Raw genomic sequence first — 25765 nt, 5'->3', positions numbered from 1 at the left:
TCCTGTTCACAGAAGAAGCGATGAAGAAAACCGCCAACGCCAACCTGTTCGCCGCCCTGCGCGCGGCTTTCCCCGCCGACCTCGACGGCATTGCCGTCGAGACCGAGAGCGGCCTGTTCTATTCGTGGCGCGACATCGAACGCGCCAGCGCCATGATCGCCAACCTGTTCGAGGCCCTCGAGCTCGAGCAGGGCGCGCGCATCGCGGTGCAGGTCGAGAAGTCGGTCGAGGCGATGCTGCTGTACCTGGCCACGCTGCGCGCGGGCTACGTGTTCCTGCCGCTGAACACCGCCTACCAGAGCGCAGAGATCGAATACTTCCTCGACAACGCCGAGCCGGCCGTGGTGGTGTGCACCAGCCGCAACGCGTCGTGGGTCGGGCCCATCGCCAATGCGGCGGGCACCCGGCACGTGTTCACGCTGGACGACGACCGCACCGGCACGCTGCTCGAAGTGGCCGCGCAGTGCAGCGACCAGCATGCGGTGGCCGAGCGCAAGGCCGAAGACATGGCCGCCATCCTGTACACCAGCGGCACCACCGGGCGCAGCAAGGGCGCGATGCTGACGCATGCCAACCTGCTGTCGAACGCCGAGGTGCTGAAGGACTACTGGGGCTGGACCGAAGGCGACGTGCTGATCCACGCGCTGCCCATCTTCCACGTGCACGGCCTGTTCGTGGCGCTGCACGGTGCGCTGCTCAACGGCAGCAAGATGCTGTGGTTCTCGAAGTTCGACCCCCTGCGCATCGTGCAGAAACTGCCCGAGGCGACCGTGTTCATGGGCGTGCCCACGCTGTACGTGCGCCTGCTGGCAGAGCCGGGCCTCACGCGCAAGGCGGTGCGCAACATGCGCCTGTTCATCGCGGGCTCCGCGCCCTTGCTCATCGAGACCTTCGACGAATGGCGCGAGCGCACCGGCCACACCATCCTGGAGCGCTACGGCATGAGCGAGACGGCCATGCTCACTTCCAACCCCTACAGGCCCGAACAGGGCGAGCGCCGCGGCGGCACCGTCGGCTTTGCGCTGCCGGGCGTGCAGCTGCGCGTGCGCGACGACAGCGGGCGCGACTGCACCACCGACGAAATAGGCAACATCCAGGTCAGCGGTCCCAACGTGTTCGCGGGCTACTGGCGCATGCCCGAGAAGACGAAGGAAGAGTTCACCGCCGACGGCTTCTTCAAGACCGGCGACGTCGGCAAGATCGACGGCCTGGGCTACATCACCATCGTCGGGCGCAGCAAGGACCTGATCATCAGCGGCGGCTACAACGTGTACCCGGCCGAGATCGAGGGCTACATCAACGAGATGGCCGGCGTGGCCGAAAGCGCCGTGGTCGGCGTGCCGCACCCCGACTTCGGCGAGGTGGGCGTGGCCATCGTCGTTGCGAAGGCGGGTGCGGCGCTCGATGCCGAAGCCATCGTGGCCGACCTGAAGTCGAAGCTCGCGAACTTCAAGATTCCCAAGCGCTGCTTCGTGGTGCCGGAACTGCCGCGCAACACCATGGGCAAGGTGCAGAAGGCGCTGCTGCGCGCGGAGCACAAGGCGTTGTTCGCTGCCTGAGGCCAGCTACGCAGCGGGGGCGATGCTGTCGAGCCCATTCATCAGCCCGCTGCGCGCATGGCAGTTGATGTACTCGTAGCTCTGCTCGTCGGCCTTGAGCACCGACACCTCGTGGTACACGCGCAGCTGCAGCTGGAAGTTGAGCGCCTGCACGTAGCGCATGAAGCTGCCGAAGATGGCGACGTGCGTGGGGTGCGACTCGGCCCAGCGCTCCATGTCGGCGAGCGAGCGCCAGTAGCTCAGGCCGAAGGACTTCTGCAACGGTGCGCCCTGCGCGTCGAGGTGGTGCATGTAGCGGTTGCTGTAGCAGCCGATGCCCAATCCCTGGTCGCGCAAGAAGTCCATGCCTTCGCGCAGCACCGGCTCCATGTCGTCCAGGTACAGCGTGCGTTCCTGGCCCGTGGTGTCGGTCCACTCCTGGCCGGAGCGGATCATCGCGATGTTCTCGTGGCCCGCCACACGCACGCGCTGGCCCAGTGCCGGCGTGCCAGCGATCACGGCGCGCGTGCCCGAGGGCGCCATCGCGTCCGTTTGAGACAACGGAATGCGGTCGCGCATCGAACCCCAGTAGCCGTGCTCCTGCAGCTCGCCGCTGATTTCGCCCATCACCACGCCGACGCCCTCGAAGCGGTCGGGGGTGTTGAACATGGTCTCGAAGTGCTCGACGCGCGGTGATGCCACTTCGCGGAAGTAGCCCAGGCCTTCGGACAGCCGCTCTTCGGATCGCCACCAGGCATCGACCTCGGGCGTGGCGCACCAGCGTGCGTACGCCGCGGCGTCGCGCCAGTAGGCGATGGCGACCATGTTGTCGTACCCGTCCGCATCGACGTAATGCGTGAGGTCGTGGTGGCCCGGGCCGTCGGGCAGCGCGAAGTCGCGGGCGATCTTCATCAGCGCGGCGCAGGCGCGGCCCTGCATTTCGACGCCGCGCGACTGCACGCCGAAGTAGCCCATCACCACCTGCGTCACCGCGGCGGGGGCGCGGGCCGACCACACGGGGTAGGGCGGCGTGTAGTCGTCTTCCACGCGGCGGTGGCGCGTGCGCGGGCACTTCAGGTGGTCTGCAATGGCGGATTCCATGGCGCGGCTCCTTGGGCTTTGCCGATCAGGCCGAGACGGGCTCGGGCACGCTGGCTTCGGGCTCCGGCGTGAGCTGCACCACCACGGGGGTGCGGCGCGTCTTGTTCAGCAGCAGCTGCGTGGCGTCGGGGCGCGAGTAGTGGCCGCTCGGGTCGGCGGCCGCCTTGGCCAGCGAGATCATGCCGAGGTCGATGTCTGCGATGACCAGGCCTTCCTCGTCCTCGGCCAGCGGCGTGCCCAGCGGCGAACCGTCGGGCGCGTAGATGCGCGCATAGCCGCCGCCCGTGCCCAGCATCTGCTGCTTGCCGGCGTCGGTGCACATCAGCTCGCTCATGGCTTTAGACACGGTGGCGCAGGGCGCGAGCACGAAGCAGCCGCCCTCGGCCGCATACACCTGGCTCGCCGCGTTGTTGACCTCGTGGCCCAGGGCGTAGGCCGCGCCGCGGTACAGCGAGAAGCTGGGCCATGCGCCGCAATGGATCTGCTCGTTCTGCGAATACATCGCGTACTTGCTCAACGGCTGCAGGTGCTCCCAGCAGCACAGCGAGCCGATGTTGCCGATGGGCGTTTCCACCACGTGCAGGTCGGCGCCGTCGCCTTCGCCGAACACGGTGCGCTCCACGTGCGTGGGCTTGAGCTTGCGGCGCGTCTGCACGGTGTTGCCCTGGTCGTCGATCAGCGCCTGCGCGATGTAGAGGCTGCCCGCGGCCTTCTCGCTGAAGCCGAGCGACAGCCAGATGCGGTGCTTGCGCGCCGCGGCCTTCAGACGGTCGAATTCGGGCGAGCCGATGACCAGCGAGTTGTCGTGGTAGCGCTGCACGAACTGCATGCCCCAGGCCGGCGAGTCGAGCCAGATCCACCACGGGTAGCCGGGCACCCAGGTCTCTGGAAAGGAAATGAGCTGCACGCCCTGTTTCGCGGCCTGCGCCATCAGCTCGATGGTCTTGTCGATGGTGGCGTCGAGGTCGAGGAACACGGGGGCGGCCTGCACGGCGGCGACACGCAGCTTGGGATGGACGGTGGTCGGCATGTGGTTCTCCAGATGCAATGAAAGAGCAAGGGACGTAACGAACCGCGTGGGTGGCGCACCGGGTTTGCGCTGTGGCATGCGGGTTGCTTGAAGCGTAGATTCGCGCCGCCGGAACGCCTTGACCCGGATTGGCGGCGTTCTTGTTCCAGCGTTGCATGCCCTGTTCCCGGCCTCCCACAGGCCCTTCGAGGAAGACCCATGACCCAGTTGCTCAGCACCGACGCCGTCTCGCGCGACCAGCGGCTCGCCTACTGGACCGACATGATCTGCAACGTGTACGTGCAACTCGAGTGCGACGCCGTGAAGGACGACGACACCGGCAACTTCGAAGGCAGCATCCGCCAGCACACGCTGCCCAGCCTCGACATGTCGGTCGTCACCTCAGGGCCGCAGAAGGTGATGCGCACGCCGGGGCACATCGCGCATTCGAGCGACGACTACTTCCTGGTGAGCATCCAGGCGCGCGGCCAGGGCGTGGTGCGACAGGACGGGCGCGACGCGGTGCTGTCGGCCGGCGACTTCGCGCTGTACGACAGCACGCGGCCTTACGAGCTGCTGTTCGAGCAGGCCTTCGAGCAGATCGTGCTCAAGCTGCCCGGCGACCGCCTGCGCAGCGAATTGCGCGACACCGAGGCGCTGACGGCCACCACCGTGTCGGGCCGCGAAGGGGCGGGGCACCTGCTGCTGGGCATGATCCGCACGCTGCGCGAAGACATCGACACGCTGCAGCCCGCATCGGCGCTGGCGGTGGCCAACGGGGTGCAGAACATCCTGGTGGCGGGGCTGCAGACGCTGCCCGCGGCGCGCGCGCCGGCGCTCAGCAACCTCACGGCGTACCACCTGGCGCGCGTGAAGCGGCGCATCGACGAGCAGCTCGCCGACCCGATGCTGTCGGTGGGCACGCTGGCGGCGGAACTGGGGGTGTCGGTGAGCCACATCCACCGCGTGTTCAAGAGCGAGCCGCTCACGCCGTCGCAGTACATCTGGGAGCGCAGGCTCGAGGCGTGCAGCCGCGACCTGCTGGAGCCGCGCCTGGCGGGGCGTCCGGTGGCGGACATTGCCTATGGCCGCGGCTTCAACGATGCGGCGCATTTCAGCCGCGCATTCCGCGAGCGCTTCGGCTGCTCGCCGCGCGAATGGCGGCAGCAGCGGGTGCAATAGCCGGGCGCAATGGCCGGGTGCAAGCCGGCTGCGCCTGCTACTGGACCAGCAGCACCGGCCTGTCCGTCTCCGAGATCACCTTGGTCGCCACCGACCCCATCAACGCGCGGCCAAGGAGACCGTGGCCGTGCGTGCCCAGCACGATCAGCCCGGCCTGCGCCTCGGTGGCCGACTTCAGGATTTCTTCCGCCACATGGCCGTGGCGCGAATCGACGGTGTAGTTGCCCACGCCCTTCTCGGCGAACAGCGCCTTCACCGGGTCGAGCACCTTGGCGCTTTCCTCGGCGTAGTAGCCGGTGACCAGGTCCTTGCTCAGGTGGCGCGTGACGTTGCCCGAGATGCCGGTGCACACGTGCACCACCACGAGCGCGTGACCGTCCACGAACATGGCGCGATTGTTGAAGAGGTAGGCCAGGGCCTTCTGCGTGAAGGTGCTGCCGTCGACGGCGATGAGGATTTTCATGCGTTCCTTATACGGCGCGCCCTGTGGCGCCGCAACGAGTCGCACCTTCTGCCGAAGGGCCTTGGAGGCCGCTGCCGGGCTTGCGGGTTCAGGCCCGCATCAACCGTGCAGGCCCTTCCAGAGCATGTACGCCGCCAGCAGGTACAGGATGGTCGCGAACACGCGCTTGAGCTTCTTCACGGGAAGGCTGTGCGCCGCCTTGGCGCCCAGCGGCGCGGTGAACACGCTGCACGCGGCAATCACCGCCAGCGCCGGCAGCCAGATGTAGCCGAAGGAGCCGGCCGGCAAGCCTTCGACCGAATGGCCGGCGATGACGTAGCCCAGCACGTTCGCCACCGCGATCGGAAAGCCCAGCGCCGCGCTGGTCGCCACCGCGTTGTGGATGGCCACGTTGCACCAGGTCATGAACGGCACGCTGATGAAGCCGCCGCCCGCGCCCACCAGGCCCGAGATGAAGCCGATGGCGCCGCCGGCCGCCAACTGGCCGCCGGTGCCCGGCATCTGCCGCGTCGGCTTGGGCTTCTTGTCGAGGAACATCTGCGTGGCCGAGAAGCCCACGAACAGCGCGAAGAAGATGGCAAGCGCCGTGCCCTTGAGCAGCGCGAACACGCCCAGGCTGCCCACGAGGCTGCCGATGACGATGCCGGGCGACAGCCGCTTCACGATGTCCCAGCGCACCGCGCCGCGCTTGTGGTGCGCGCGCACGCTCGACACCGAGGTGAAGATGATCGTGGCCATCGAGGTGGCGATGGCCATCTTCACCGCCAGGTCGGCCGGCACGCCGCGCTGGCCCATGATGATCGTGATGAACGGCACCATCAGCATGCCGCCGCCGATGCCCAGCAGGCCCGCGAGGAAACCGGTGCCCAGGCCGAGCGCGGCGAGTTCGGCGATGAGCAGGGGGTCGAGCAGGGCGGCGAGGTTCACGGGGAAGTCAGGAAGGAAGATGCTGCGGCAAAAAGCAGCGGCCCCGTGCAACTGGTGCAGGGGGCCGCGGCGGGAAAAGGTGTCTGCAGATGGTGTGCCGGACCCGCATCCTGAACCAGGGTTCAGGTGGGCGAGGGCAGCAAGACTTCGGGTTCATCTGACGCGAGATGATCACACCCGTCAAGCGATGTACCAAGCCCGGCTCCGGAGAGCATTGGAACAAGGAAATATTAAGCCCGACACGTCTGCAGACAAGGCGGATTTTACGCCCCGTCTGCGTCCGCGGCGCTCATTCAGAGCAAATGTCCATCGCCGGCCAGGGCTTGATCGAGTCTTTGAATGAGCTGCGCGGACTTGGGGTCGGCCTCGCCGCTGGCCGACGCGTCGTCGGACCTTGCGGCGGCGGGAGCGGGCGCGGCGGGCTGCTGCTGCGCGGCCAGGTCGAACGCCAGGTTCAGCGAGGCCAGCACGGCGATGCGGTCGCGGGCCTTGACTTTTCCTGCATCGCGGATCTTGCACATGGCCGCGTCCACGCGTTCGACGGCTTCGCGCAACTGCGCTTCGCCGCCATCGGGACAGCCGAGCAAATAGCTCTGGCCCATGATCTGTACTTCAATCTGCTTCATGCGGGGGAGTCTTGGGAAGGTGGTTCAGCCGGCAACCGCTCGAGCAGGGCGTCCAGTCGTGTGCGGGCCGCGGCCAGCCGAGACTTCAGGGCATCGCGTTCGCGCGTGAGCGCATCGACCTGTTCCTGCAACAGCGCATTGGTGCGCTGCACCTCTTCGTGACGCACAAGCAGGCGTTCGACGCGCTCGGCGATCTGGTCGATGGGGCTGGAAGCGGGCATGGTTGGCGATTGTAGTTTCCCGGGAAAGCGGTCCTGCCGAGGCTGGGCGCGGTGCCCGGCGTGGTCGCGATTCTGCGGCTTCGCAGCCCGCCGATCAAACCTTTCATGGCTCGCTCAGGCGCACGTAGGTGGCCAGCAACGCGCTCTTGGCGGCCACGCCCAGCAGCACCGGGTTGGCGGTGCTTTCGATCACCGGCAGCCGTTCGCCCAGGTGGTCGAGAAAGCGCTGCAGCGCCTCGCCCAGCCCGGTGTCGGCGGTGATCGGCCGGATGGCTTGCGACAGCAGGGCGCCCGCGGTCGTCTCGGTGGGCGCAGTGCCCAGCGCCGCGAGCGGCACCACGCCGAGGTAGCGGTTGTCCCCATCGACCACGTACAGGTACTTCACCGGGTGCTGCAGGAAGATCCTGCTCATCGCCTCGCGGTCGGCGCCGGGGCCCACCACCGTTTCGGCCGGCTGCACCAGGTCGCGCATGTGCAGCCCGCGCAGGCGCAGCTGCGTGTCGCGCTGTTCGTTGCGCCGCAGCGTGATCTCGTACATGGAGCCCGCATTGGCCGAGCGCGCCACGAAATACGCGATGACGCTGGCGGCCATGAGCGGCAGCATGACCTGGTAGCTCAGCGTCATCTCGAAGATCATCAGGATCGCCATCAGCGGCGCCTGCGTGGCGCCCGCCAGGAACGCACCCATGCCGACGATGGCATAGGCGAAGGGCGCCGACGTGGCCGCCGGCCACAGCGCCTGCACCCCCTGGCCGAACAGCGCACCGACCATGCAGCCGAAGAACAGCGCCGGCGTGAACACGCCGCCCACCGCGCCCGAGCCGGCGGTGGCCAGCGTGGCGGCTGCCTTGGCGAGCAGCACCAGGGCGATGAAAGTCCACGGCCACGGCGTGTGCAGCACCGCGTTGACCACGCTGTAGCCGTTGCCCCACACCTCGGGTACCGGCACCGAGATCGCGCCCATCAGCAGGCCGCCCAGCGCCAGCCGCCAGGGCAGCGCCAGCGGCAGCCGCGAGAACAGCGCCCGGCTGCCCTGCAGCGCGCGCAGGAAGCCGATGGCCGCGAAGCCCAGCAGCACGCCGAGAACGCAGAACAGCACGACCTCGGTGCCGTGGATCTCCGGGAACGCCGGCATCCGGTAAGGCGGCTGGTAGCCGGGCAGCGCCCGCATGGCGACGTTGGCGACCACCGAGGCGATGATGATCGGCCCCACGCTTTCCATCGCGATGGAGCCCAGCACGATCTCGGCGACGAAGAAGGCGCCCGCGATGGGCGCGTTGTAGGCGGCGGTCAGGCCTGCCGCCGCCCCGCAGGCCACCAGCAGCCGCAGCCGCTCGACCGGAAAGCGGAACACCCGGCCCTGCAGCGACGCCGCCAGCGCCGCGAGCTGCACCATCGAGCCTTCGCGCCCGATGGAGCCGCCGCTGCCGATGCTCACCAGCGACGACGCGCTGCGCACGAGCGTCTGCGCCACCGGAATGCGCCCGTCGCCCAGCACGATGGCTTCCATGTAGTCGGAGGTGGCGCTGCGCGAAGCGATGCGTCCGGCCCACACCAGCAGCAACCCCGCCACCAGCCCGCCGAGCGTGGGGCAGGCGACGCGCGCCCACCACGGCAGGCCTTTCGCCATGGCCACCAGCCCGTTGCCGGGGCCGAGCACCAGGTGCTCGAAGTGGTAGAGCGCCGCGCGGAAGAGTTCGGTCGCCAGCGTGCCGAGCAGCCCGGCCACGATGGCCCACAGCAGCATCGATTGCCAGCCGGAAACACCCAGCAGACGCTGCAGCGCCGAACGAAGATTCAGGAATACCGAGGCGGGCCGCATATGGCGACCGATGTTAGCGGTGGGCGCAACTTTCGACTTAAGGAAGAGCCCGCAGGGCCTAAAATGCCGCCCGTTGGTGCCTGCGGCCTGGTTCACATGCCGCGGTTCAACGGGAAGCAGGAGTGGAAGCCCCCCGACCTCGCGCAGGTCGGTCCAAGGCCGAAGCCGCCTGCGCTGCCCCCGCAACGGTCAAGCAGACGGCGCCGCAAGGCGCCAACCCCTTTCCATCCAAGCCACTGGGCGCCCTGAAACAGGTGCCTGGGAAGGCGGTGGGGGTTGTTCTGCCAGCCCGGATACCGGCCAACAAGGCGGCTGCCGCATGCGTGAACGATCCACGCAGGGGCAGCCATGGCGCCCATGGCGCCGGCGGGGAGGCCGGCGAGGGGTATAGACGTTCGTTCGGTCCATTCAATGATTTCCCACGTTTGCTTTTCCAGTGGCCGCGCGCCTGCGCGCCGTCTTCGTTTCGCCTGCCTGCAACTGCCTCTGGGCGTGGCGCTGGCGTCCGCCTTCGGCGGCCTCGCCCATGCCCAGGAAGCCCCGGCCCTGAGCGAAACGGTGGTCACGGCCAACCGCACGCCGCAGGCGCTGTCCGAACTGGTGGGCGACGTGTCCATCGTCGACCGCCAGGCCATCGAGCGCAGCGGCGCGACCGGCGTGGCCGACGTGCTCGCGCGCCTGCCCGGCATCGAGATCTCGCGCAACGGCGGCGTGGGCAATACCACCAGCCTGTTCATCCGCGGCGCCGAAACGCGCTTCACGGCCGTGTACCTCGATGGCGTGCGCATCGACTCGCAATCCACCGGCGGCGCCGGCTGGGAAGGCATTCCGCTGTCGCAGATCGACCGCATCGAAGTGCTGCGCGGCCCGGCCGCCGCGGTGTACGGCTCGGACGCGGTGGGCGGCGTGATCCAGCTCTTCACCCGGCGCGGCGAAGAGGGCGTGCGGCCCTACGCGGGCATCGGCTTCGGCAGCAAGGGGCTGCGCAAGATCGAAGGCGGCGTGAGCGGCAAGTCGGGCCTGCTCGACTACGCGTTCGGCGTGGAGCACGAGGAAAGCAAGGGCTTCAACGTGCAGCCGGTCGACAAGCGCACCCCCAGCAAGGACGGCTTCACCAGCCCCGACCGCGACGGCTACCGCAGCACCTCGGGCAACCTGAAACTGGGCCTGCAGATCACGCCCGACCAGCGCCTGGACGCCACGCTGCTCAGCAGCGACATCACGGCCGGCTACGACGCCACGGTGTCGTACCGCAGCCGGCTGCCCATCACCTTCGCCAACGACCAGGCGAACAACACGCTGCGCACTGCCGGGCTGACCTGGTCGGCCAAGTGGAACGACGTCTACAGCACCCGCGTGCAGGTGACCGACTCGCAAACCGTCTACAAGACGCAGCCGTCGTTCTACCGCACCGAAACCAAGCTGCGCGGCTACCTGTTCCAGAACGAGTTCCGCTTCGGCCCGCACCTGCTGAGCGCCACCTTCGAACGCCGCGAAGACGCGCTCGAAAACGCGCCCACCACCTCGTCCAAGCTGCTGTCGCGCGACCGCGCGCAGGACGCCATTTCGCTGGGCTACGGTTTCGTGCAAGGCCCGCACTCGCTGCAGCTGCACGTGCGCCACGACAAGGACAGCGAGTTCGGCGGCAAGACCACCGGCAGCGCGGCCTACGGCTTTGCCATCACGCCGGCGCTGCGCTTCACCGCCTCGGCCGGCACGGCGTTCCGCGTGCCCACGCTGTACCAGCGCTTCAGCGAGTACGGCCTGGCCACGCTCAAGCCCGAGTCCAGCCGCAACGTGGAGCTGGGCCTGCAGTACGCCGAAGACGGCACCCAGGCGGGCATCGTGGTCTACAACAACCGCGTGCAGAACCTGATCGTGTTCGACGGCACGGCCAAGGGCTGCGCCTCGTCGTTCGGTTGCTACGCCAGCACCGCGCGCGCCCGCTACCAGGGCGTGACGCTGTCGGGCAGCCAGCGTTTCGGCGACGTGACCCTGCGCGCCTCGCTCGACTACCAGGACCCGCGCGACCTCGCCACCGACCACCTGCTGGCTCGCCGTGCGCAGCGCCACGCCTTGCTGGGCGCCGACTGGCGCGTGGCCGGCTGGACGCTGGGCGCCGAGGTGCAGACCTCGAGCAAGCGCTACGACGACGCGGCCAACACCGTCAAGCTCGGCGGCTACACCGTGCTGAACCTGTCGGCCAGCACCAGGATCACGCGTGACCTGAACCTGGTGGCGCGCGTCGACAATGTGGGCAACAAGGACTACCAGTTCGCGCGGCTGTATGCCAATGCAGGCCGCACCGCGTACGTCGGCCTCAAGTGGACGCCTCAGTAAACCCCTCATCCCTGCCCACCGGCACCCCGGATGGCGCGCCGGCCCCGCGCGCCACCTGCGCCGCGGTGCTGGTGGCCGCGCCTGCCTCCGGGCAGGGCAAGACCACCGTCGCCGCCGCGCTCGCGCGGCTGCATGCGCGCCAGGGCCGGCGCGTGCGCGCCTTCAAGTGCGGGCCCGACTTTCTGGACCCGCTCTGGCTGTCGCTGGCCACCGGTGCGCCGGTGCACTCGCTGGACTTGTGGATGACCGGCGAGGCCGACTGCCGCGCGCGCCTGCGCGCCGCGGCGGCCGAGTGCGACCTGCTGATCGTCGAGGGCGTGATGGGCCTGTTCGACGGCACGCCCAGCGCCGCCGACCTGGCCGAGCGTTTCGGCCTGCCGGTGCTGGCGGTGATCGATGCGCACGCCATGGCCGGCACCTTCGGGGCGCTGGCCTACGGCCTGCAGAACTTCCGGTCCGGCCTGCCGTGGGCCGGCGTGCTGGCCAACCGTGTCGCCAGCGAGCGGCATGCCGGCATGCTGAAAGACGCACTGCGCGAGCCTTCGCAGTGGATGGGCGCCTTGCCGCGCGACGCGGGCTTCACGCTGCCTGAGCGGCATCTGGGGCTGGTGCTGGCGAGCGAACTGGGCGATGCGATGGCGCGGCTCGATGCGGTCGCCGATGTGCTCGCCGCCACGCCGTTGGGGCAACTGCAGCCTTCGCAATTGCCGCAGGTGAGCTTCGAAGCCCCCGCACCCGATCGGCCGGTGCCGCCCTTGCTGGCCGGCCGTACCGTCGCCATTGCGCGCGATGCGGCCTTCTCGTTCATCTACCCCGCGAACCTCGACGTGCTCACGGCGCTGGGTGCGCGGCTGTCCTTTTTTTCGCCGCTGGCGGGCGATGGCTTGCCGGCCTGCGATGCCGTCTGGCTGCCCGGCGGCTACCCGGAGCTGCATGCCGAAGCGCTCGCTGGCTGCGCCGCGACGCGCGAGTCGCTCGCCGCCCATGCCGCAGCCGGCAAGCCGGTGTGGGCCGAGTGCGGCGGCATGATGGTGCTGTTCGACGAGCTCGCCACGCAAGACAGCGCAGAACATGGCGTGCAGGTGCACCGCATGTGGGGCCTGCTGCCCGGCAAGGTCGCGATGCAGAAGCGCCTGGCCGGCCTGGGCCCGCAGCAGCTCGTGCTCGGCGACCACACCCTGCGCGGCCACACCTTCCACTATTCGCTGTGCGACACGCCCCTTGCGCCGGTCGCCCATACCGCCCGGCCCACCGTGACCCAGCCCGTGGGCGCGCGCGCCGGCGAGGCGCTGTACGTGCGCGGCCCGGTGCGCGCGAGCTACTTCCATGCGTGGTTCGCTTCCAGCCCGCAAGCCACCGCGCGCCTGTTCGGTACCATGCCCATCGCATTGGAGAGCCATGCCCCTGCCGAATAAGCCGAAGACCGCCGTGCACGAATTCATCCTCGGCGGCCAGAAGAGCGGCAAGTCGCGCCGCGGCGAGCAGCGCGCCATCGACTGGCTGGCCGCCGCGCCCCGGCACCGCGCCGTGATGATCGCGACCGCCCAGGCCTATGACGACGAGATGCTCGAGCGCATCGTGCGCCACCAGGCCGACCGCGCCGAGCGCGTGCCCGGCATGCGCACCATCGAGGAGCCGATCGAGCTCGCGCGCGCCGTGGTCACGCAGAGCACGCCCGAGACGCTGGTGCTCGTCGACTGCCTCACGCTGTGGCTCACCAACCTGACGATGCCCATGCCCCGCGAAGATGCGCGGCCCGCCACGCGCACGCCGGCCATGCACATCGCCATGCTGCTGGTGGCGCTGCGCGAGGCGAGCGGCCCGGTGGTGCTGGTCGGCAACGAAATCGGCCTGGGCGTGATTCCCATGGGCCGCGAGACGCGCGCCTTCGTCGATGCGCTCGGCCGCCTGAACCAGGACGTGGCCGCCGCCTGCGACCGCGTGACCCTGATGGCGGCCGGCCTGCCGCTGACGCTGAAGGCGCCCGCCGCATGAAGGCCTTGCGCTTGTCCCTGGCCGCCCTCGGCCTGATGCTGTTCGCATGGACGGCGCACGCCTTCGACGTGGTCGACGAGCGCGGCGTCACCGTCAGCCTGCCGCAGCCGCCGCAACGCATCGTCACGCTGCTGCCCTCGCTCACCGAATCCGTTTGTGCCCTGGGCGCCTGCAACCGGCTGGTGGGCATCGACCGCTACTCCAATTCGCCCGAACAGGTGAAGGCGCTGCCGCAGGTCGGCGGCGGGCTCGACCCCAACGTCGAAGCCATCGTCGCGCTCAAGCCCGACGCGGTGCTGCTCGCCAAGTCGTCGCGCGTCACGCAGCGGCTCGAAGCGCTGGGCGTGAAGGTGCTGGTGCTCGAACCGAAGAACCATGCCGACGTGCGGCGCGTGCTCGACAAGCTCGACCAGGTGCTTGGCACGCACGACGCACCGAAGGTCTGGCGCGTGATCGACGCCAGCGTGTCGGCGGCCGCGCAGTCGCTGCCCGCGAGTGCGAAGGGACTGCGCGTGTACTTCGAAGTGAACAGCGCGCCGTATGCGGCGGGCGAGTCTTCGTTCATCGGCGAGACGCTCGCGCGGCTCGGCGTGAAGAACATCGTGCCGGCGTCGCTGGGGCCCTTTCCCAAGCTCAACCCCGAATACGTGGTGCGCGCCAACCCCGACCTCATCATGGTCAGCGTGCGCAGCGCGCAGGGGCTGGAGCAGCGGCCCGGCTGGGCCGGCATCCGCGCGGTGCGCGAAGGCCGCATCTGCCGCTTCAGCGCCGAGCAGTCCGACGTGCTGGTGCGCCCCGGCCCGCGCATGGACGAGGCCGCGCGCCTGATGGCGCAGTGCATCTCCACGCAAGGCGACAGGGGCAAGCGGTGAACGCCGCGCTCAGGCACACAGCCCACCTGCGCCGGGTCTTGCTGCTCGGCGTGGGCCTGCTGGTGCTGGGCGCGGCGCTGATGCTGCTGGGCCTGGGCATCGGCAGCACCGGCTTCGAAAGCCTGTTGTCGGCGCGGCACGACCCGGTGGCGCTGCAGATCGTGCGGGACATCCGGCTGCCGCGCACGCTGGGCGCATGGCTGGCCGGCGCGCTGCTGGGGCTGGCGGGCGCGGTGGCGCAGGGGCTGTTCCGCAACCCGCTGGCCGACCCGTACCTGTTGGGCAGCGCCTCAGGCGCCTCGCTCGGCGTGGCCGTGGCGCTGCTGATGTTCGGCGGCTCGGCCGCCAGCGCGCAATGGGTGATGCGGCTCGGCCTCACGGGCGCGGCCTTCGTTGGCGCGGTGCTGGCGGTGATGCTCACGCTGATGCTGGCGCGCGGCGTGCAGCAGACGCTGCGCCTGCTGCTGGCCGGCGTGATCGTCGGCGTGGTGCTGGGCGCCGCGAAAGACCTGATCACCATCGCCTCGGCCGACATCCTGCAGGCCCTCCAGGGCTTCGTGCTCGGCAGCACCGGCCTGGTCGGCTGGAGCGCCTGCGCGGTGATGGCCATGGTCGGCACGGTCTGTCTGCTGCTGGCGTGGGCGCTGGCGCCGGTGCTCGACGGGCTGGCGCTGGGCGAGGCCACCGCGCGCAGCCTGGGCCTGCCGCTGGGCGGCATGCGCGCGGCGCTGGTCGTGGTGCTGGCATTGGCCACCGGTGCGGCCGTCGCGCAGACCGGCCTGATCGCCTTCGTCGGCCTGGCCGCGCCGCACCTGGTGCGCTCGGTCGTCAAGACCACGCATGCGCGGCTGATCGTGCTGTCGGCGCTGATGGGCGGGCTGCTGCTGATGGCGGCCGACCTGCTGGCGCGCTGGCTGATCGCGCCGCAGGAACTGCCGGTGGGCGTGCTCACGGCCGTGCTGGGCGGCAGCTACCTGCTGTGGCTGATGCACCGGCGCAGCGCGCGGAGCGGCGTGGCATGAGCACCCACGACACACCCGCCCTCGAAGCGCGCCGCGTGAGCGCCACGCTCGGCGCGACCGAGGTGCTGCACGACATCGACCTGCAGCTGTCGGCCGCGCGCTGGACCAGCATCGTCGGGCCGAACGGCGCGGGCAAGTCGACGCTGCTCAAGGCGATGGCGGGCCTGCTCGCGCACCGGGGCGAGGTGCGGCTCTTCGGCGACGTGCTGGGCAAGGTGCCCGCGCGCATCCGTGCCCAGCGCCTGTCCTGGCTAGGCCAGAGCGGCACGGGCGAGGGCAGTGCCGACGACCTGATGGTCTACGACATCGCCATGCTCGGCCGGCTGCCGCACCAGCGCTGGCTGGCCGCGCCCAGCACGGCCGACCGCGAAGCCGTGGAGCGCGCCTTGCGCAGCACCCAGGCCTGGGAGTGGCGCGACCGCCCGCTGGGGCAGCTCTCGGGCGGCGAGCGCCAGCGCGTGCTGCTGGCGCGCGCGCTCGCGGTGGAGGCCGATCTGCTGCTGATGGACGAGCCGCTCGCCAACCTCGATCCGCCGCACCAGGCCGACTGGATGCAGACCGCGCGTGCGCTGGTGGCCCAGGGCAAGACGGTGGTCAGCGTGCTGCACGAACTGCCGATGGCGCTGGCCGCCGACGAACTGGTCGTGATGAACCAGGGCCGTGTCGTGCACCACGGCGGCTGCAGCGACCCTGTGACCCACACCGCGCTCGAGCAGGTGTTCGACCAGCGCATTCGTGTGCATCGCGTGGCGGACCAGTGGATTGCGTTGCCGCAGTAACCAACATACGAACCGAAGAACCATGCAGATCGAAACACCCCCCAGCGAAAAGCCGTACGAGAAGCCTGAAGGCGAACGCCGAGGCATCGTCATCGTCAACACCGGCGACGGCAAGGGAAAAAGCACCGCCGCCTTCGGCCTCGCGCTGCGCGCCCACGGCCGTGGCAAGCCCGTGAAGATCTACCAGTTCATGAAGGTGCCGAGCGCACGTTTCGGCGAACACCGCATGTTCGAGCAGATCGGCATTCCCATCGAAGGGCTCGGCGACGGCTTCAGCTGGAAGAGCCAGGACCTCGAACGCTCCGGGCAGCTGGCGCGCGACGGCTGGGAAAAGGCCAAGGCGGCGATCCTGTCGGGCGAGTTCTTCCTGGTCGTGCTCGACGAGATCACCTACCCGCTGATCTACGGCTGGCTGCCGCTCGAAGGCGTGCTCGAAACCCTGCGCACGCGTCCCAAGCACGTGCACGTGGTGCTCACCGGCCGCCGCTGCCCGCCCGAACTCATCGAGCTGGCCGACACCGTCACCGAGATGACCTTGGTCAAGCACGCCTTCAAGGCCGGCATTCCCGCGCAACGCGGCATCGAAGACTGAACACCATGGCGCACGCGTTCGAGGCGCACGAGGCGGCGGCGGTCTACCGCGCGATCCACGAGCGGCGCGACATGCGCCACTTCGCAGGCGGGCAGGTCGCGCCCGAGGTGCTGCGGCGGCTGCTCGGCGCGGCGCACCACGCGCCCAGCGTCGGGTTCATGCAGCCGTGGCGCTTCATTCGCATTCGCGGGCAGGCGCTGCGCCAGCAACTGCACCGTGTCGTCGAACACGAGCGCGTGCTCACGGCCCGTGCGCTGGGCGAGCGCGAAGACGAATTCATGTGCCTCAAGGTGCAGGGCCTGCTCGACGCGGCCGAGCTGCTGGCGGTGACGCTGGCCGACGGGCGCGAGAAGCATGTGTTCGGCCGCCGCACGCTGCCGCAGATGGACCTGGCCTCCGCTTCGTGCGCCATCCAGAACCTGTGGCTCGCGGCGCGTGCCGAAGGCCTGGGCATGGGCTGGGTGTCGCTGTTCGACCCGGCGGAGGTGTCGGTGCTGCTCGGCCTGCCCGAAGGGGCGGAGCCCATCGCCTTGCTGTGCCTGGGGCCGGTGCATCACTTCTACGACGAACCCATGCTGCAGCGCGAGCGCTGGGCCCGGCGCGCGCCGCTCGCGTCGCTGGTGTTCGACGAAGGCTGGGGCCGGCCTTCGGACCTGTTCGACCGTTCTCTCGGGGAACCCGCCTGATGCTTGCCTTCGACACCGTTCTCTTCGAACTTGCGCGCCTGTTCCTCTGGCCCGTGACGCTGGGCGTGCTGCTGTCCTTCGTGTACGCCGTGTACTGCCTGGGCGCCTTCGGCATCGAGTACCTGCAGCGCCGCCGCGACCCGTCGCGCGTGCTGGCACTGCGGCACCATGCCGATGCCAGCCAGGAGCAGATGGAGCTGGTGGTGCTCAAGCAGCTCGAAGGCGTGCGCCTGTGCAGCCGCGTGGCGCCGATGCTGGGGCTGATCGCCACCATGATCCCGATGGGCCCGGCGCTGGTGGCCGTGGCCTCGGGCGAATCGCAGGGCGTGGCGCAGAGCCTGGCGCCCGCGTTCGCCGCCGTGATCGTGGCGCTGGCGTCGGCCTCCATCACCTTCGTGGTCTACACCGTGCGCAGGCGCTGGCTCATGCGCGAGCTGGTGACGGTGCTGGACGCGCGGGACCGGTTGTCATGACCCGTCGGCAGTTTTCAATATTGAGCAGCCTGGACACCGACGACGACGACCCGGTGCTCTCGACCATCAACCTGATCGACGTGTTCATGGTGGTGATCGGCATGCTGATGATCGCGGTCATCAACAACCCGATGAACCCCTTCGCGCAGGACAAGGTGACGGTCATCCGCAACGAGGGCCAGCCGAACATGGAGATCATCACGCGCGAGGGGCAGAAGATCACGCGCTTCAAGGCCAGCGGCGCGACGGGGCAGGGCGACGGCGAGAAGGCCGGCACCGCCTGGCGGCTGAAGGACGGCACGATGGTCTATGTGCCGGCGGATGCAGTGCCTTCGGGGGCAGTACCTTCGGGTGCCGTGCCGGCGCAGGGCGGGAAGTGACGAAGCGGTTCTTCTTCTGGTTGCTCCTGGCTGGACTGGGGTTCCTGGTGCCGGCCCAGGCCCAGCAGGCTTCTTCGCGGGTCGTGGTGTTGAGCACCTCGCTGGTATCGCCGGCGCGCGTGGTGCGGCTGCAGGCCGCGGCGCGCGACGCGGGTGTGCCGCTGCAGGTGATGTCGGCCGCAACGGATTCGCCCGAAGCGCTGGCAGGCGCGCTCGACGGCGCGCGCCTGCTGGTGATCGACGCGCCGCACCTCAGCGTGGCGCAGGCCGCCGCGGCGCGCTTCGGCGACACGGTCTCGCGCAGCGCCACGCCCTATGTGTTGATCGGCGAGTTCGCGCTGGTCGCGAAAGGCCAGGCTTCCGTTGCCGCGCCGCTGGCGGCCGAGCGTGGCGTCGATGCCGCGTGGGCGCAAAGGTTGCGCGAGTACTGGCGCTTTTCCGGTTCGGCCAATCTTGACGCGGCCATGCGGGCCCTCGCGCAGCCCGGCAGCCTCGCGGGCTTGCCGGACCCCGTGCCGCTGCCATTGGCCGGCCTGTACCACCCGGGCTGGCCGCGCATCGCGACCGACATCGCCGCCATCGACAAACTCCCCGGAACCGGCACGGTCGCCATCGCGATCAACGGCGCCACCGTCACCGGCGACGACACCGGCTGGCTCGACGCGCTGATCGCCGCGCTCGAACAGCGCGGCCTTCGCGCCTATGCCTTCTACGGCCCGCGCCAGCAGAAGGACCTGTTTTTTCGCATGACGCACGCCGGTGAACGGCGCGTGGCCGACGCGGTCGTCAACGCCTCGCTGGTGTTCAGCCCGAACGAGCGCAAGGCCGAGCTGGAGCGCATCGGCGTGCCGGTGCTGCAGACGCTGCCCTCGCTGGCCATGGACGCCGCGCAATGGGCGCAGAGCAAGGACGGCCTTTCGCAGACCGACATTGCCGCCTACTACAGCCCGAGCGAACTGGCCGGCATGACCGACCCGATGCTGGTGACCGCCCGCGATGCCACGGCCGGCAACCTGCAGCCGCTGCCCGCGCAGATCGACGCCGTGGCCGGCAAGGCCGCCGCATTGCTGCGCCTGCAGCGCACCCCGGCCGCCGAGCGCCGCGTCGCGATGCTGGTCTACAACTACCCGCCGGGCGAGGCGAACTTCGGCGCGTCGTTCCTCAACGTGCCGCGCAGCGTGAACAACATGCTCGCGGCGATGCAGTCCGCCGGCTACCGCACCGACCTGCCGGGCACCGACGCGCTCGTCGCGCAGGTGCAGGCGACGATGAAGGCCTACTACCCCGCGGGGCAGGGCGATGCCTTGCAGCCGCTGCTGGGCAGCGGCCTGGCCGATGCGCTGCCGCTGTCGCGCTACCTCGCATGGTTCCGCGCGCTGCCTGCCGACACGCAGCGCCGCATCGAAACCTGCTGGGGCCCGCCCGAGCAGTCGACCATGCTGCGAAACGTCGCGGGCGAGCCGGCCTTCGTGATTCCGCGCGTGCAGTTCGGCAACGTGGTGGTGCTGCGCCAGCCGCCGCGCTTCGAGCCCGGCACGCCGGTGGCGAGCAAGGCCGAGCAGGTGTATCACCGCTCCGCCGTTCCGCTGAGCCACAGCTACCTGGCCACCTACCTCTGGCTGCGCACGCAGTTCGGTGCCAGCGCGGTGGTGCACGTGGGCACGCACGGCACGCTCGAGTGGTCGGCGGGCAAGGAGCGCGGGCTGTCGGTGCAGGACGACCCCTTGCTCGCGCTCGGCGACCTGCCCAACGTGTACCCGTACATCATGGACAACCTCGGCGAGGCCACCACCGCCAAGCGGCGCGGCCGCGCGACCATGGTGAGCCATTCGACGCCGATGTTCGCGCCCGCGGGTTTTCGCCCCGGGGTGCAGGACATGCACGAGCGCATGCACGACTGGGAGACGCTGTCGCCCGGCCCGGTGAAGACCGCGATGGAAAGGCAACTCACGGCGGCGTTCGTCGAGCAGCACTACGACCGCGACCTGAAATGGACACCCGCGCGGATCCGCGCGGACTTCGCGGGTTTCATCGCCGTGCTGCACCCGTACCTCGACGAGCTCGCGCAGACCGCGCAGCCGCTGGGCCTTGCCACCTTCGGGCAGGCGCCGAGTGCCGAACGCCGGCGCATGACGATCCTGCAGATCCTCGGCAAGCCCTTGGTGGAGGCGCTGGGCGAGGACGTCGACGAGGCCTTCCTGATCGACGCGAAGAGCGTCGCCGGCTCCAAGCCCGCGCGCTGGGTGGCACTGGCGCTCACCGACGCACAGGCGGCCAGCGACATGGGCAGGACGCCCGCCGAAAAGAAGCGCCTCCAGGCTTTGGCGCAGCGTGCGCGCCAGCTCGACGACGTGCTCGCGCACAACGAAGAAATCGAAGGCCTGCTGACCGCACTCGACGGGCGTTACCTGAAGTCGAGCTACGGCGGCGATCCGGTGCGCAACCCCGACAGCCTGCCGACCGGGCGCAACCTCTACGGCTTCGACCCGAGCCGCGTGCCGACGCGCGTGGCATGGGACACGGGCGTGGCCGCCATGGACGTCTGGATCGCCGAGCACGCGAAGACCCACGCCGGCAAGGCGCCCGAGAAGATCGCCTTCACGCTGTGGGCCGGCGAGGCCTCGCGCCACCAGGGCGTGCTGGAAAGCCAGGCGCTCTACGCCATGGGCGTGAAGCCGCGCTGGGACGAGGGCGGGCGCATGACGGGCATCGAGGTCATTCCCGCGCCGGTGTTGAAGCGGCCACGCATCGACGTGCTGCTGAGCGTCACCGGCTCCTACCGCGACCAGTTCCCCAACGTGATGCGCTGGCTCGACGAAGCCGTGCAGCAGGTGGCGGCCCTGCGCGAACCCGGCAACGCCGTGGCGCTGCACAGCGAGGCGCTGGCGCGCAAGCTGCGCGCGCAAGGCGCGTCGGCGCAGGAGGCGCAGCGCTGGTCGACGGCGCGCGTGTTCTCGAACGAGCAGGGCAGCTACGGCGCGGGGCTCGAAGAAGCCGCGCTCGCAAGCGACGTGTGGGAGCGCCAGCAACGCGGCGGCGGCGATGCGCAGATGGCGCAGCTCTACATGGACCGCATGGGGCACGCCTACGGCAAGGGCCTGGACGGCGAGGCGCGGCCCGGCGCCTATGCGGGCAACCTGGTGCAGGTCGATGCGGCGCTGATGGCGCGCAGCTCCAACCTGTACGGCGTGCTGACCAACGACGACCCGTTCCAGTACCTGGGCGGCATTGCGCAGGCCGTGCGCCAGCTCACGGGCAAGGACCCGGCGCTGTACGTGCAGAACCTGCGCGACGGCGCCGCGGTACGCACCGACACGGCCGCGGGCGCCATCGCGCGCGAGATGCAGACCCGCTACCTGCATCCGCAGTGGATCGCGGCGCAGAAGGCCGAGGGCTACAGCGGCACGCTGCAGGTGCTGAAGACCGCGCAGTTCCTCTGGGGCTGGCAGGTCACCGCACCGGCCGCCGTGCGGCAGGACCAGTGGCAGTCGCTGCACGACGTGTATGTGCGCGACAGGTACAAGCTGGGCACGCGCGAATGGCTCGAAGGGGACAACCGCGCCGCCTTCGCGCAGACGCTGGAGCGCATGCTCGACGCGGTGCGGCTGAACTACTGGAAGCCCGATGCCGCCACGCGGCGCGAGCTGGCGCAGGCCTATGCGGAGGCAGCGCGCGCGACCGGGCTGCGCGAGCCCAATGCGGGCGTGCAGCGCTTCGTGCAGGCGGCGCTGGCGCCCGCGGCACTGGCACAAGCGCAGGCGCAGCCGCAAGCGCAGCCGCGTCCTCCGGTCGAGCCCGTGGTCGCGGCGGCGTCCGCGACCGCGCCGCCCGAAGCGCCCGCGCCCGAGCCGGCGCCGGACACCACGCAGCCCGTCAGCGGCCTCAAGCTCGAGCCCACGCCGGCTGACACCCCGGCGCCCCCAGCCGAAACCGTCGTCCTTCGGCTCTGCGTCGCATTCGGTGCCGCATTGCTCGTCGCATTCGGCGCGCTGATGCAATGGCGCCGGGGCCGGGCGCCGGCCTGATTCGCGAGAATGGCGGGTCTCATGCCCCACCCGAATCCTGAATACGCCCTTGCCGTGGCCGCCGCGCTGTGGATTGCGCTGGTTGTCGACCGCCGGCTGGGCGAGCCGCCCGCGGCGCTGCACCCGGTCGTGTGGATGGGCAACTACCTCGGGTGGATCGGCTCGCGCGTCGCGCCGCGCATGCACCTGTCGAAGCCAACCGACCTGCCGATGTTCTTCATCGGCGCATTGACGTGGTGTGTCGGTGCGGCGTGCGTCTGGGGCGTCGCGATGGCCTTGCAGACGCTCGTCACGCAGTGGCTGCCCCTGTGGGCCGTGCCGCTGCTGCTCGGCCTGCTGCTCAAGCCGCTCTTTGCCTGGCGCATGCTGCGCGACGAGGTGCTGGCGGTCGAGGCCGCATTGGCCGTGTCGCTCGATGCCGGGCGCCAGCAGCTGGCACGGCTGGTGAGCCGCGACGTCTCGCGGCTCAGCGAGCGCGAGGTGCGCGAAAGCGCCATCGAGTCGCTGGCCGAAAACCTCAACGATTCGCTGGTGGCCCCGGTGTTCTGGTTCGTGCTGCTCGGCCTGCCGGGCGCGGCGCTCTACCGCTTCGCCAACACGGCCGACGCGATGTGGGGCTACCGCGGCGAGCGCAACGGCCGCGACTGGACCTGGCTCGGCAAATGGGCCGCCCGCGCGGACGACCTGCTGTCGTGGGTGCCGGCGCGCATCACGGTGCTGCTGCTGGCGCTCGCTGCGTGGCGCTGGCCCGCAGGGCTGTCGCAGGAGGCACGCCGCACCCCGTCGCCGAACAGCGGCTGGCCGATGGCGGCGATGGCGCTGCTGCTCGGCGTGCGGCTGGCCAAGCCGGGCGTGTATGCGCTGAATGCCGAGGGCCGTGCGCCTTGCGCGGCCGACATGCAGCGCACCGCGCGGCTGGGCGAGCGGGCGGCCCTGGCGCTGGGCCTGTTCGCGTCGCTGGCCATCCTGGCGACCACGGGCTGGAGGTGGGCATGAGTGCGGCGCTGCATGGCGGCCCCGATGCCTCCGGCGCGGCACCGCACGACTTCTCGACCAACGGCAACGCGGTGGGGCCGTGCCCGTACGCACTGGAAGCGCTGCGCACCGCCGATGCCGCGCACTACCCGGACCCGCACTACACGGCGCTGCGCAACAAGCTCGCGGCCTTTCATGGCGTGCCGGCCCGGCGCGTTGTCGTTGCAGCCAGCGCGAGCGAATTCATCCACCGCATCAGCGCGGCCGTGATGCAGCAGGGCGGCCGCACGGTGTGGTTGCCGGCGCACAGCTATGGCGACTACGAGCGTGCGGCGCGGGCCTGGGGGCTGCAGGTGCTGCGCGCACCGCAGGCGGCTGCCGGCGCCGCGCTGCGCTGGTGCTGCGAGCCGTCGAGCCCGCTGGGCCAGCCGCAGGCCGACCTGCCGCAGCATGCCGCCGGCGCCCAGGGTGTCTGCGTCCTCGACCTGGCCTACGAGCCGCTGCGCCTGCAGGGAACCCCGTCGCTCGGTGATGCGCAGCGCAACCGCGTCTGGCAGATGTGGACGCCCAACAAGGCCATGGGCCTGACCGGCGTTCGCGCGGCCTATGCCGTCGCGCCCGACGATGCGGATGCCGATCTGTTGCGGCGCGTCGAATGCCTGGCCCCGTCCTGGCCGCTGGGCACGCACGGCGTCGCGTTGCTCGACGCCTGGGTCGGTGACGACGCCCAGCGCTGGCTCGCGCAAAGCCTGCAGACCTTGCGCGCGTGGAAGGCGCAGCAACGCGTGCTCTGCGAATCGCTGGGCTGGCATTGCCTGCCCGGTGAGGCGAACTTTTTCTGCGCGCGCACCGACCGCCCTTACCCCCAGCTGGCCGGCGCCTTGCGCACGAAGGGCATCAAGCTGCGCGACTGTGCCTCCTTCGGCCTGCCGGGCCATGTGCGCCTGGGCGTGCTGCCGCCGGCGAGCCAGGATGCCCTGAAAGAGGGATGGACACGCGCGCCCGCCTGCGCCGACCATTGAAAGCCGACCCGTACAGACCATGCTCTACGCCATCACCACGCTCTTTCTCTGCCAACTCGCGGGCGAACTGCTCGTGCAGTGGCTCGGCCTGCCCATTCCCGGTCCGCTGATCGGCATGGTGCTGCTGTTCATCGGCCTGCTGGTGCGCCGTGGCGTGCCGCAGGCGCTGACCGACACCTCGGGCCACCTGCTGCGCAACCTGATGCTGTTGTTCATCCCGGCGGTGGCCGGCGTGATGCTGCATTTCGAGCGGGTGGGGCGTGAATGGCTGCCTTTCCTTGCCGCGGGCATCGTCGGGGCGGCCTTCACCATGACGGTGACCGCGCTCACGTTCCGCTGGATGATCCGCGTCACCGGAAAGGACGCCGAATGACCGCGCCCGCCAAACTCTCCGAGATCTGGGTCTTCCTCGCGCAGTCGCCGCTGCTGTGGCTGTCGCTCACGCTGCTGGCCTACCTGGGCGCGCTGTGGCTGCACACGCGCAGCGGGCGCAACCCGGTGGTCAACCCGGTGCTGATCTCGGTGGTGGTCATCGTCGGTGTGCTGCTGCTCACGCGCACGCCTTACGACACGTACTTCGAAGGCGCGAAGTTCGTGCACTTCCTCATCGGCCCGGCCACCGTGGCGCTGGCCGTGCCGCTGTACAGCCAGGTCGGCCGGCTGCGGCGGCTGTGGCTGCCCATCGGCGCGGCGCTGCTGGTGGGCTCGGTCGCGGCCATTGTGTCGGCCATCGGCATTGCATGGGTGCTGGGCGGTTCGCACGAGCTGATGATGTCGCTCGCACCCAAGTCGGCCACCATGCCCATCGCCATGGGCGTGGCCGAGAAGATCGGCGGGCTGCCCTCGCTGGCGGCCGTGGCCGCGGCGGTGGCCGGCATCTCGGGCGCGATCATGGCCACCGGGCTGCTGAACCTGCTGCGCATCAGGGAGCCCGCGGTGCGCGGCTTTGCGGTCGGCATGGCGGCGCACGGCATCGGCACGGCGCGCGCCATCCAGGTGAACGAGACGGCGGGCGCGTTCTCCGCGCTGGCCATGGGGCTGAACGGCATCGCCACCGCGCTGCTGGTGCCGCTGATCGTCAAGCTGATGGGAGCCTGAAAGGGGAATAACGCGTGCCGCTGTACTGGTCCCGTCCCCTCACCGATCCGCGCCCGATGGAGCTCGTCTGGCCCGCCAGGCCCTATCTGGGCGGCTATGTGTCGGCGCTGAACCGGGGCTGGTCGCGCGACGAATCGCGTCCCGAATCGGGCCCTGAAGAGCGCGCCGCCATCGAGGCCGATGCTGCGGCGTTTCTTGCGAGCCTGGTCGACCGCGAGGCCCTCGGCGCGCCCATTACCTTGCCCGACGGCACGCAGGTGCCGCGGCTGCCCGGCTACAAGTGCTGGATGTGGGACGGCGAGTTCTGCGGCAGCATCGACCTGCGCTGGCAGCCCGGCACCATCGCCTTGCCGGCCTACTGCCTGGGCCACATCGGCTACAACGTCGTGCCCTGGAAGCAGCGCAAGGGCTACGCGACGCGCGCGCTCCGCGCGATGCTGATGCTGGCGGCCGGCGAAGGGCTGAGCCGTGTCGAGATCACCACCAGCCCGGGCAACCTGGCGTCGCAGAAGGTGATCGAGGCCAACGGCGGCGTGCTGGCCGAGACCTTCATCACGCTGCCCAGCCAGGGCAGCCTGACCAAGTACCGCTACTTCATCTACCTCTGAATCGCCGAG

The 25765-nt window shown here is 70.0% G+C and carries 25 protein-coding genes and 1 riboswitch; of the genes, 18 read left to right on the top strand and 7 right to left on the bottom strand.

What is annotated here, in order from left to right:
• The first annotated feature begins 20 nt into the window (after positions 1-20).
• Entirely contained in the window at positions 21-1559 is a 1539-nt protein-coding gene (locus tag AC1DJH_RS00570) for a malonate--CoA ligase (RefSeq protein WP_478184342.1), read from the top strand.
• A 6-nt stretch (positions 1560-1565) separates the two neighbouring features.
• Here AC1DJH_RS00570 and AC1DJH_RS00565 read toward each other — a convergent pair whose 3' ends face one another.
• Together AC1DJH_RS00565 and AC1DJH_RS00560 are read right to left on the bottom strand one after the other, a co-directional pair.
• Positions 1566-2639 carry a phenylacetaldoxime dehydratase family protein gene (locus tag AC1DJH_RS00565; RefSeq protein WP_478184341.1) on the bottom strand — a complete coding sequence of 358 codons (1074 nt, stop codon included), beginning with the start codon at positions 2637-2639 and terminating at the stop codon, positions 1566-1568.
• Between the two features lie 25 nt (positions 2640-2664).
• Positions 2665-3669 (bottom strand): carbon-nitrogen hydrolase family protein, encoded by a 1005-nt coding sequence (locus AC1DJH_RS00560; protein WP_478184340.1) that lies wholly within the window; start codon positions 3667-3669, stop codon positions 2665-2667.
• 198 nt (positions 3670-3867) lie between these two features.
• Here AC1DJH_RS00560 and AC1DJH_RS00555 point away from each other — a divergent pair, with 198 nt between their 5' ends.
• On the top strand, positions 3868-4830 hold the full coding sequence (locus AC1DJH_RS00555) for an AraC-like ligand-binding domain-containing protein (protein WP_478184339.1): 963 nt from the start codon (positions 3868-3870) through the stop codon (positions 4828-4830).
• 37 nt (positions 4831-4867) lie between these two features.
• Here the strand turns inward: AC1DJH_RS00555 and AC1DJH_RS00550 are convergent, their stop codons facing one another.
• From AC1DJH_RS00550 to AC1DJH_RS00530, 5 genes are all read right to left on the bottom strand, one after another.
• Positions 4868-5293: a universal stress protein gene (locus AC1DJH_RS00550; RefSeq protein ID WP_478184338.1), complete on the bottom strand. Its 426-nt coding sequence runs from the start codon at positions 5291-5293 to the stop codon at positions 4868-4870.
• 99 nt (positions 5294-5392) lie between these two features.
• Positions 5393-6220, bottom strand: a complete 828-nt coding sequence (locus AC1DJH_RS00545) for a sulfite exporter TauE/SafE family protein (protein WP_478184337.1) — start codon at positions 6218-6220, stop codon at positions 5393-5395.
• Between the two features lie 293 nt (positions 6221-6513).
• The gene (locus tag AC1DJH_RS00540; RefSeq protein WP_478184336.1) at positions 6514-6846 is read right to left on the bottom strand and encodes a cell division protein ZapA; all 333 of its coding nucleotides are present in this window, start codon (positions 6844-6846) and stop codon (positions 6514-6516) included.
• On the bottom strand, positions 6843-7067 hold the full coding sequence (locus AC1DJH_RS00535) for a DUF904 domain-containing protein (RefSeq protein WP_093129838.1): 225 nt from the start codon (positions 7065-7067) through the stop codon (positions 6843-6845). Before AC1DJH_RS00535 ends, AC1DJH_RS00540 begins: the two co-directional genes overlap by 4 nt.
• A 103-nt stretch (positions 7068-7170) precedes the next feature.
• Positions 7171-8889 (bottom strand): ClcB-like voltage-gated chloride channel protein, encoded by a 1719-nt coding sequence (locus AC1DJH_RS00530; protein ID WP_478184335.1) that lies wholly within the window; start codon positions 8887-8889, stop codon positions 7171-7173.
• 58 nt (positions 8890-8947) lie between these two features.
• A riboswitch (cobalamin riboswitch) is annotated at positions 8948-9208 on the top strand.
• Positions 9209-9300: 92 nt separating this feature from the next.
• On the opposite strand from AC1DJH_RS00530, the gene AC1DJH_RS00525 reads away from it, so the two are divergent.
• From AC1DJH_RS00525 to AC1DJH_RS00450, 16 genes are read left to right on the top strand one after another with little or no spacing between them, the layout of a single operon-like run.
• Positions 9301-11229 (top strand): TonB-dependent receptor domain-containing protein, encoded by a 1929-nt coding sequence (locus AC1DJH_RS00525; protein ID WP_478184334.1) that lies wholly within the window; start codon positions 9301-9303, stop codon positions 11227-11229.
• 11 nt (positions 11230-11240) lie between these two features.
• The gene (locus AC1DJH_RS00520; RefSeq protein ID WP_478184981.1) at positions 11241-12644 is read left to right on the top strand and encodes a cobyrinate a,c-diamide synthase; all 1404 of its coding nucleotides are present in this window, start codon (positions 11241-11243) and stop codon (positions 12642-12644) included.
• Positions 12628-13224 carry a bifunctional adenosylcobinamide kinase/adenosylcobinamide-phosphate guanylyltransferase gene (locus AC1DJH_RS00515; protein WP_472119616.1) on the top strand — a complete coding sequence of 199 codons (597 nt, stop codon included), beginning with the start codon at positions 12628-12630 and terminating at the stop codon, positions 13222-13224. Before AC1DJH_RS00520 ends, AC1DJH_RS00515 begins: the two co-directional genes overlap by 17 nt.
• Positions 13221-14096, top strand: coding sequence for an ABC transporter substrate-binding protein (locus tag AC1DJH_RS00510; RefSeq protein WP_478184333.1), 876 nt, complete (start codon positions 13221-13223; stop codon positions 14094-14096). Before AC1DJH_RS00515 ends, AC1DJH_RS00510 begins: the two co-directional genes overlap by 4 nt.
• On the top strand, positions 14093-15118 hold the full coding sequence (locus tag AC1DJH_RS00505) for a FecCD family ABC transporter permease (RefSeq protein WP_478184332.1): 1026 nt from the start codon (positions 14093-14095) through the stop codon (positions 15116-15118). Before AC1DJH_RS00510 ends, AC1DJH_RS00505 begins: the two co-directional genes overlap by 4 nt.
• A complete protein-coding gene (locus AC1DJH_RS00500) occupies positions 15115-15897 on the top strand; it encodes an ABC transporter ATP-binding protein (RefSeq protein ID WP_478184331.1) in 783 nt (260 codons plus the stop codon). The genes AC1DJH_RS00505 and AC1DJH_RS00500 overlap by 4 nt, the downstream gene beginning before the upstream one ends.
• Before the next feature lie 22 nt (positions 15898-15919).
• Positions 15920-16489 carry a cob(I)yrinic acid a,c-diamide adenosyltransferase gene (gene cobO, locus AC1DJH_RS00495; protein ID WP_435493170.1) on the top strand — a complete coding sequence of 190 codons (570 nt, stop codon included), beginning with the start codon at positions 15920-15922 and terminating at the stop codon, positions 16487-16489.
• 5 nt (positions 16490-16494) lie between these two features.
• On the top strand, positions 16495-17175 hold the full coding sequence (gene bluB, locus AC1DJH_RS00490) for a 5,6-dimethylbenzimidazole synthase (RefSeq protein ID WP_478184330.1): 681 nt from the start codon (positions 16495-16497) through the stop codon (positions 17173-17175).
• Entirely contained in the window at positions 17175-17648 is a 474-nt protein-coding gene (locus AC1DJH_RS00485) for a MotA/TolQ/ExbB proton channel family protein (protein WP_472119626.1), read from the top strand. Before bluB ends, AC1DJH_RS00485 begins: the two co-directional genes overlap by 1 nt.
• Positions 17645-18028 (top strand): DUF2149 domain-containing protein, encoded by a 384-nt coding sequence (locus tag AC1DJH_RS00480; RefSeq protein WP_472119629.1) that lies wholly within the window; start codon positions 17645-17647, stop codon positions 18026-18028. Before AC1DJH_RS00485 ends, AC1DJH_RS00480 begins: the two co-directional genes overlap by 4 nt.
• A complete protein-coding gene (cobN, locus tag AC1DJH_RS00475; protein WP_478184329.1) occupies positions 18025-22053 on the top strand; it encodes a cobaltochelatase subunit CobN in 4029 nt (1342 codons plus the stop codon). The genes AC1DJH_RS00480 and cobN overlap by 4 nt, the downstream gene beginning before the upstream one ends.
• A gap of 21 nt (positions 22054-22074) precedes the next feature.
• Positions 22075-23049 carry an adenosylcobinamide-phosphate synthase CbiB gene (gene cbiB, locus AC1DJH_RS00470; RefSeq protein WP_478184328.1) on the top strand — a complete coding sequence of 325 codons (975 nt, stop codon included), beginning with the start codon at positions 22075-22077 and terminating at the stop codon, positions 23047-23049.
• A complete protein-coding gene (locus AC1DJH_RS00465; RefSeq protein WP_478184327.1) occupies positions 23046-24050 on the top strand; it encodes an aminotransferase class I/II-fold pyridoxal phosphate-dependent enzyme in 1005 nt (334 codons plus the stop codon). Before cbiB ends, AC1DJH_RS00465 begins: the two co-directional genes overlap by 4 nt.
• Before the next feature lie 19 nt (positions 24051-24069).
• Positions 24070-24423 (top strand): CidA/LrgA family protein, encoded by a 354-nt coding sequence (locus tag AC1DJH_RS00460; RefSeq protein ID WP_435483637.1) that lies wholly within the window; start codon positions 24070-24072, stop codon positions 24421-24423.
• The gene (locus AC1DJH_RS00455) at positions 24420-25148 is read left to right on the top strand and encodes an LrgB family protein (protein WP_478184326.1); all 729 of its coding nucleotides are present in this window, start codon (positions 24420-24422) and stop codon (positions 25146-25148) included. The genes AC1DJH_RS00460 and AC1DJH_RS00455 overlap by 4 nt, the downstream gene beginning before the upstream one ends.
• 56 nt (positions 25149-25204) lie before the next feature.
• Positions 25205-25756, top strand: coding sequence for a GNAT family N-acetyltransferase (locus AC1DJH_RS00450; protein WP_472119643.1), 552 nt, complete (start codon positions 25205-25207; stop codon positions 25754-25756).
• Positions 25757-25765 lie beyond the last annotated feature (9 nt).

The organism is Variovorax sp. 10N412 (assembly GCF_056394985.1).
Note: the sequence above shows the minus strand (reverse complement) of the source record. Positions and strands in the feature narration are given on the sequence as shown.

Excerpts from the sequence above, each read along its gene's own strand:
- AC1DJH_RS00570 (WP_478184342.1), top strand. The coding sequence starts at position 21 with ATGAAGAAAACCGCCAACGCCAACCTGTTCGCCGCCCTGCGCGCGGCT.
- AC1DJH_RS00565 (WP_478184341.1), bottom strand. The coding sequence starts at position 2,639 with ATGGAATCCGCCATTGCAGACCACCTGAAGTGCCCGCGCACGCGCCAC.
- AC1DJH_RS00560 (WP_478184340.1), bottom strand. The coding sequence starts at position 3,669 with ATGCCGACCACCGTCCATCCCAAGCTGCGTGTCGCCGCCGTGCAGGCC.
- AC1DJH_RS00555 (WP_478184339.1), top strand. The coding sequence starts at position 3,868 with ATGACCCAGTTGCTCAGCACCGACGCCGTCTCGCGCGACCAGCGGCTC.
- AC1DJH_RS00550 (WP_478184338.1), bottom strand. The coding sequence starts at position 5,293 with ATGAAAATCCTCATCGCCGTCGACGGCAGCACCTTCACGCAGAAGGCC.
- AC1DJH_RS00540 (WP_478184336.1), bottom strand. The coding sequence starts at position 6,846 with ATGAAGCAGATTGAAGTACAGATCATGGGCCAGAGCTATTTGCTCGGC.
- AC1DJH_RS00535 (WP_093129838.1), bottom strand. The coding sequence starts at position 7,067 with ATGCCCGCTTCCAGCCCCATCGACCAGATCGCCGAGCGCGTCGAACGC.
- AC1DJH_RS00530 (WP_478184335.1), bottom strand. The coding sequence starts at position 8,889 with ATGCGGCCCGCCTCGGTATTCCTGAATCTTCGTTCGGCGCTGCAGCGT.
- AC1DJH_RS00525 (WP_478184334.1), top strand. The coding sequence starts at position 9,301 with ATGATTTCCCACGTTTGCTTTTCCAGTGGCCGCGCGCCTGCGCGCCGT.
- AC1DJH_RS00515 (WP_472119616.1), top strand. The coding sequence starts at position 12,628 with ATGCCCCTGCCGAATAAGCCGAAGACCGCCGTGCACGAATTCATCCTC.
- AC1DJH_RS00510 (WP_478184333.1), top strand. The coding sequence starts at position 13,221 with ATGAAGGCCTTGCGCTTGTCCCTGGCCGCCCTCGGCCTGATGCTGTTC.
- AC1DJH_RS00500 (WP_478184331.1), top strand. The coding sequence starts at position 15,115 with ATGAGCACCCACGACACACCCGCCCTCGAAGCGCGCCGCGTGAGCGCC.
- cobO (WP_435493170.1), top strand. The coding sequence starts at position 15,920 with ATGCAGATCGAAACACCCCCCAGCGAAAAGCCGTACGAGAAGCCTGAA.
- bluB (WP_478184330.1), top strand. The coding sequence starts at position 16,495 with ATGGCGCACGCGTTCGAGGCGCACGAGGCGGCGGCGGTCTACCGCGCG.
- AC1DJH_RS00485 (WP_472119626.1), top strand. The coding sequence starts at position 17,175 with ATGCTTGCCTTCGACACCGTTCTCTTCGAACTTGCGCGCCTGTTCCTC.
- AC1DJH_RS00480 (WP_472119629.1), top strand. The coding sequence starts at position 17,645 with ATGACCCGTCGGCAGTTTTCAATATTGAGCAGCCTGGACACCGACGAC.
- cbiB (WP_478184328.1), top strand. The coding sequence starts at position 22,075 with ATGCCCCACCCGAATCCTGAATACGCCCTTGCCGTGGCCGCCGCGCTG.
- AC1DJH_RS00465 (WP_478184327.1), top strand. The coding sequence starts at position 23,046 with ATGAGTGCGGCGCTGCATGGCGGCCCCGATGCCTCCGGCGCGGCACCG.
- AC1DJH_RS00460 (WP_435483637.1), top strand. The coding sequence starts at position 24,070 with ATGCTCTACGCCATCACCACGCTCTTTCTCTGCCAACTCGCGGGCGAA.
- AC1DJH_RS00455 (WP_478184326.1), top strand. The coding sequence starts at position 24,420 with ATGACCGCGCCCGCCAAACTCTCCGAGATCTGGGTCTTCCTCGCGCAG.
- AC1DJH_RS00450 (WP_472119643.1), top strand. The coding sequence starts at position 25,205 with ATGGAGCTCGTCTGGCCCGCCAGGCCCTATCTGGGCGGCTATGTGTCG.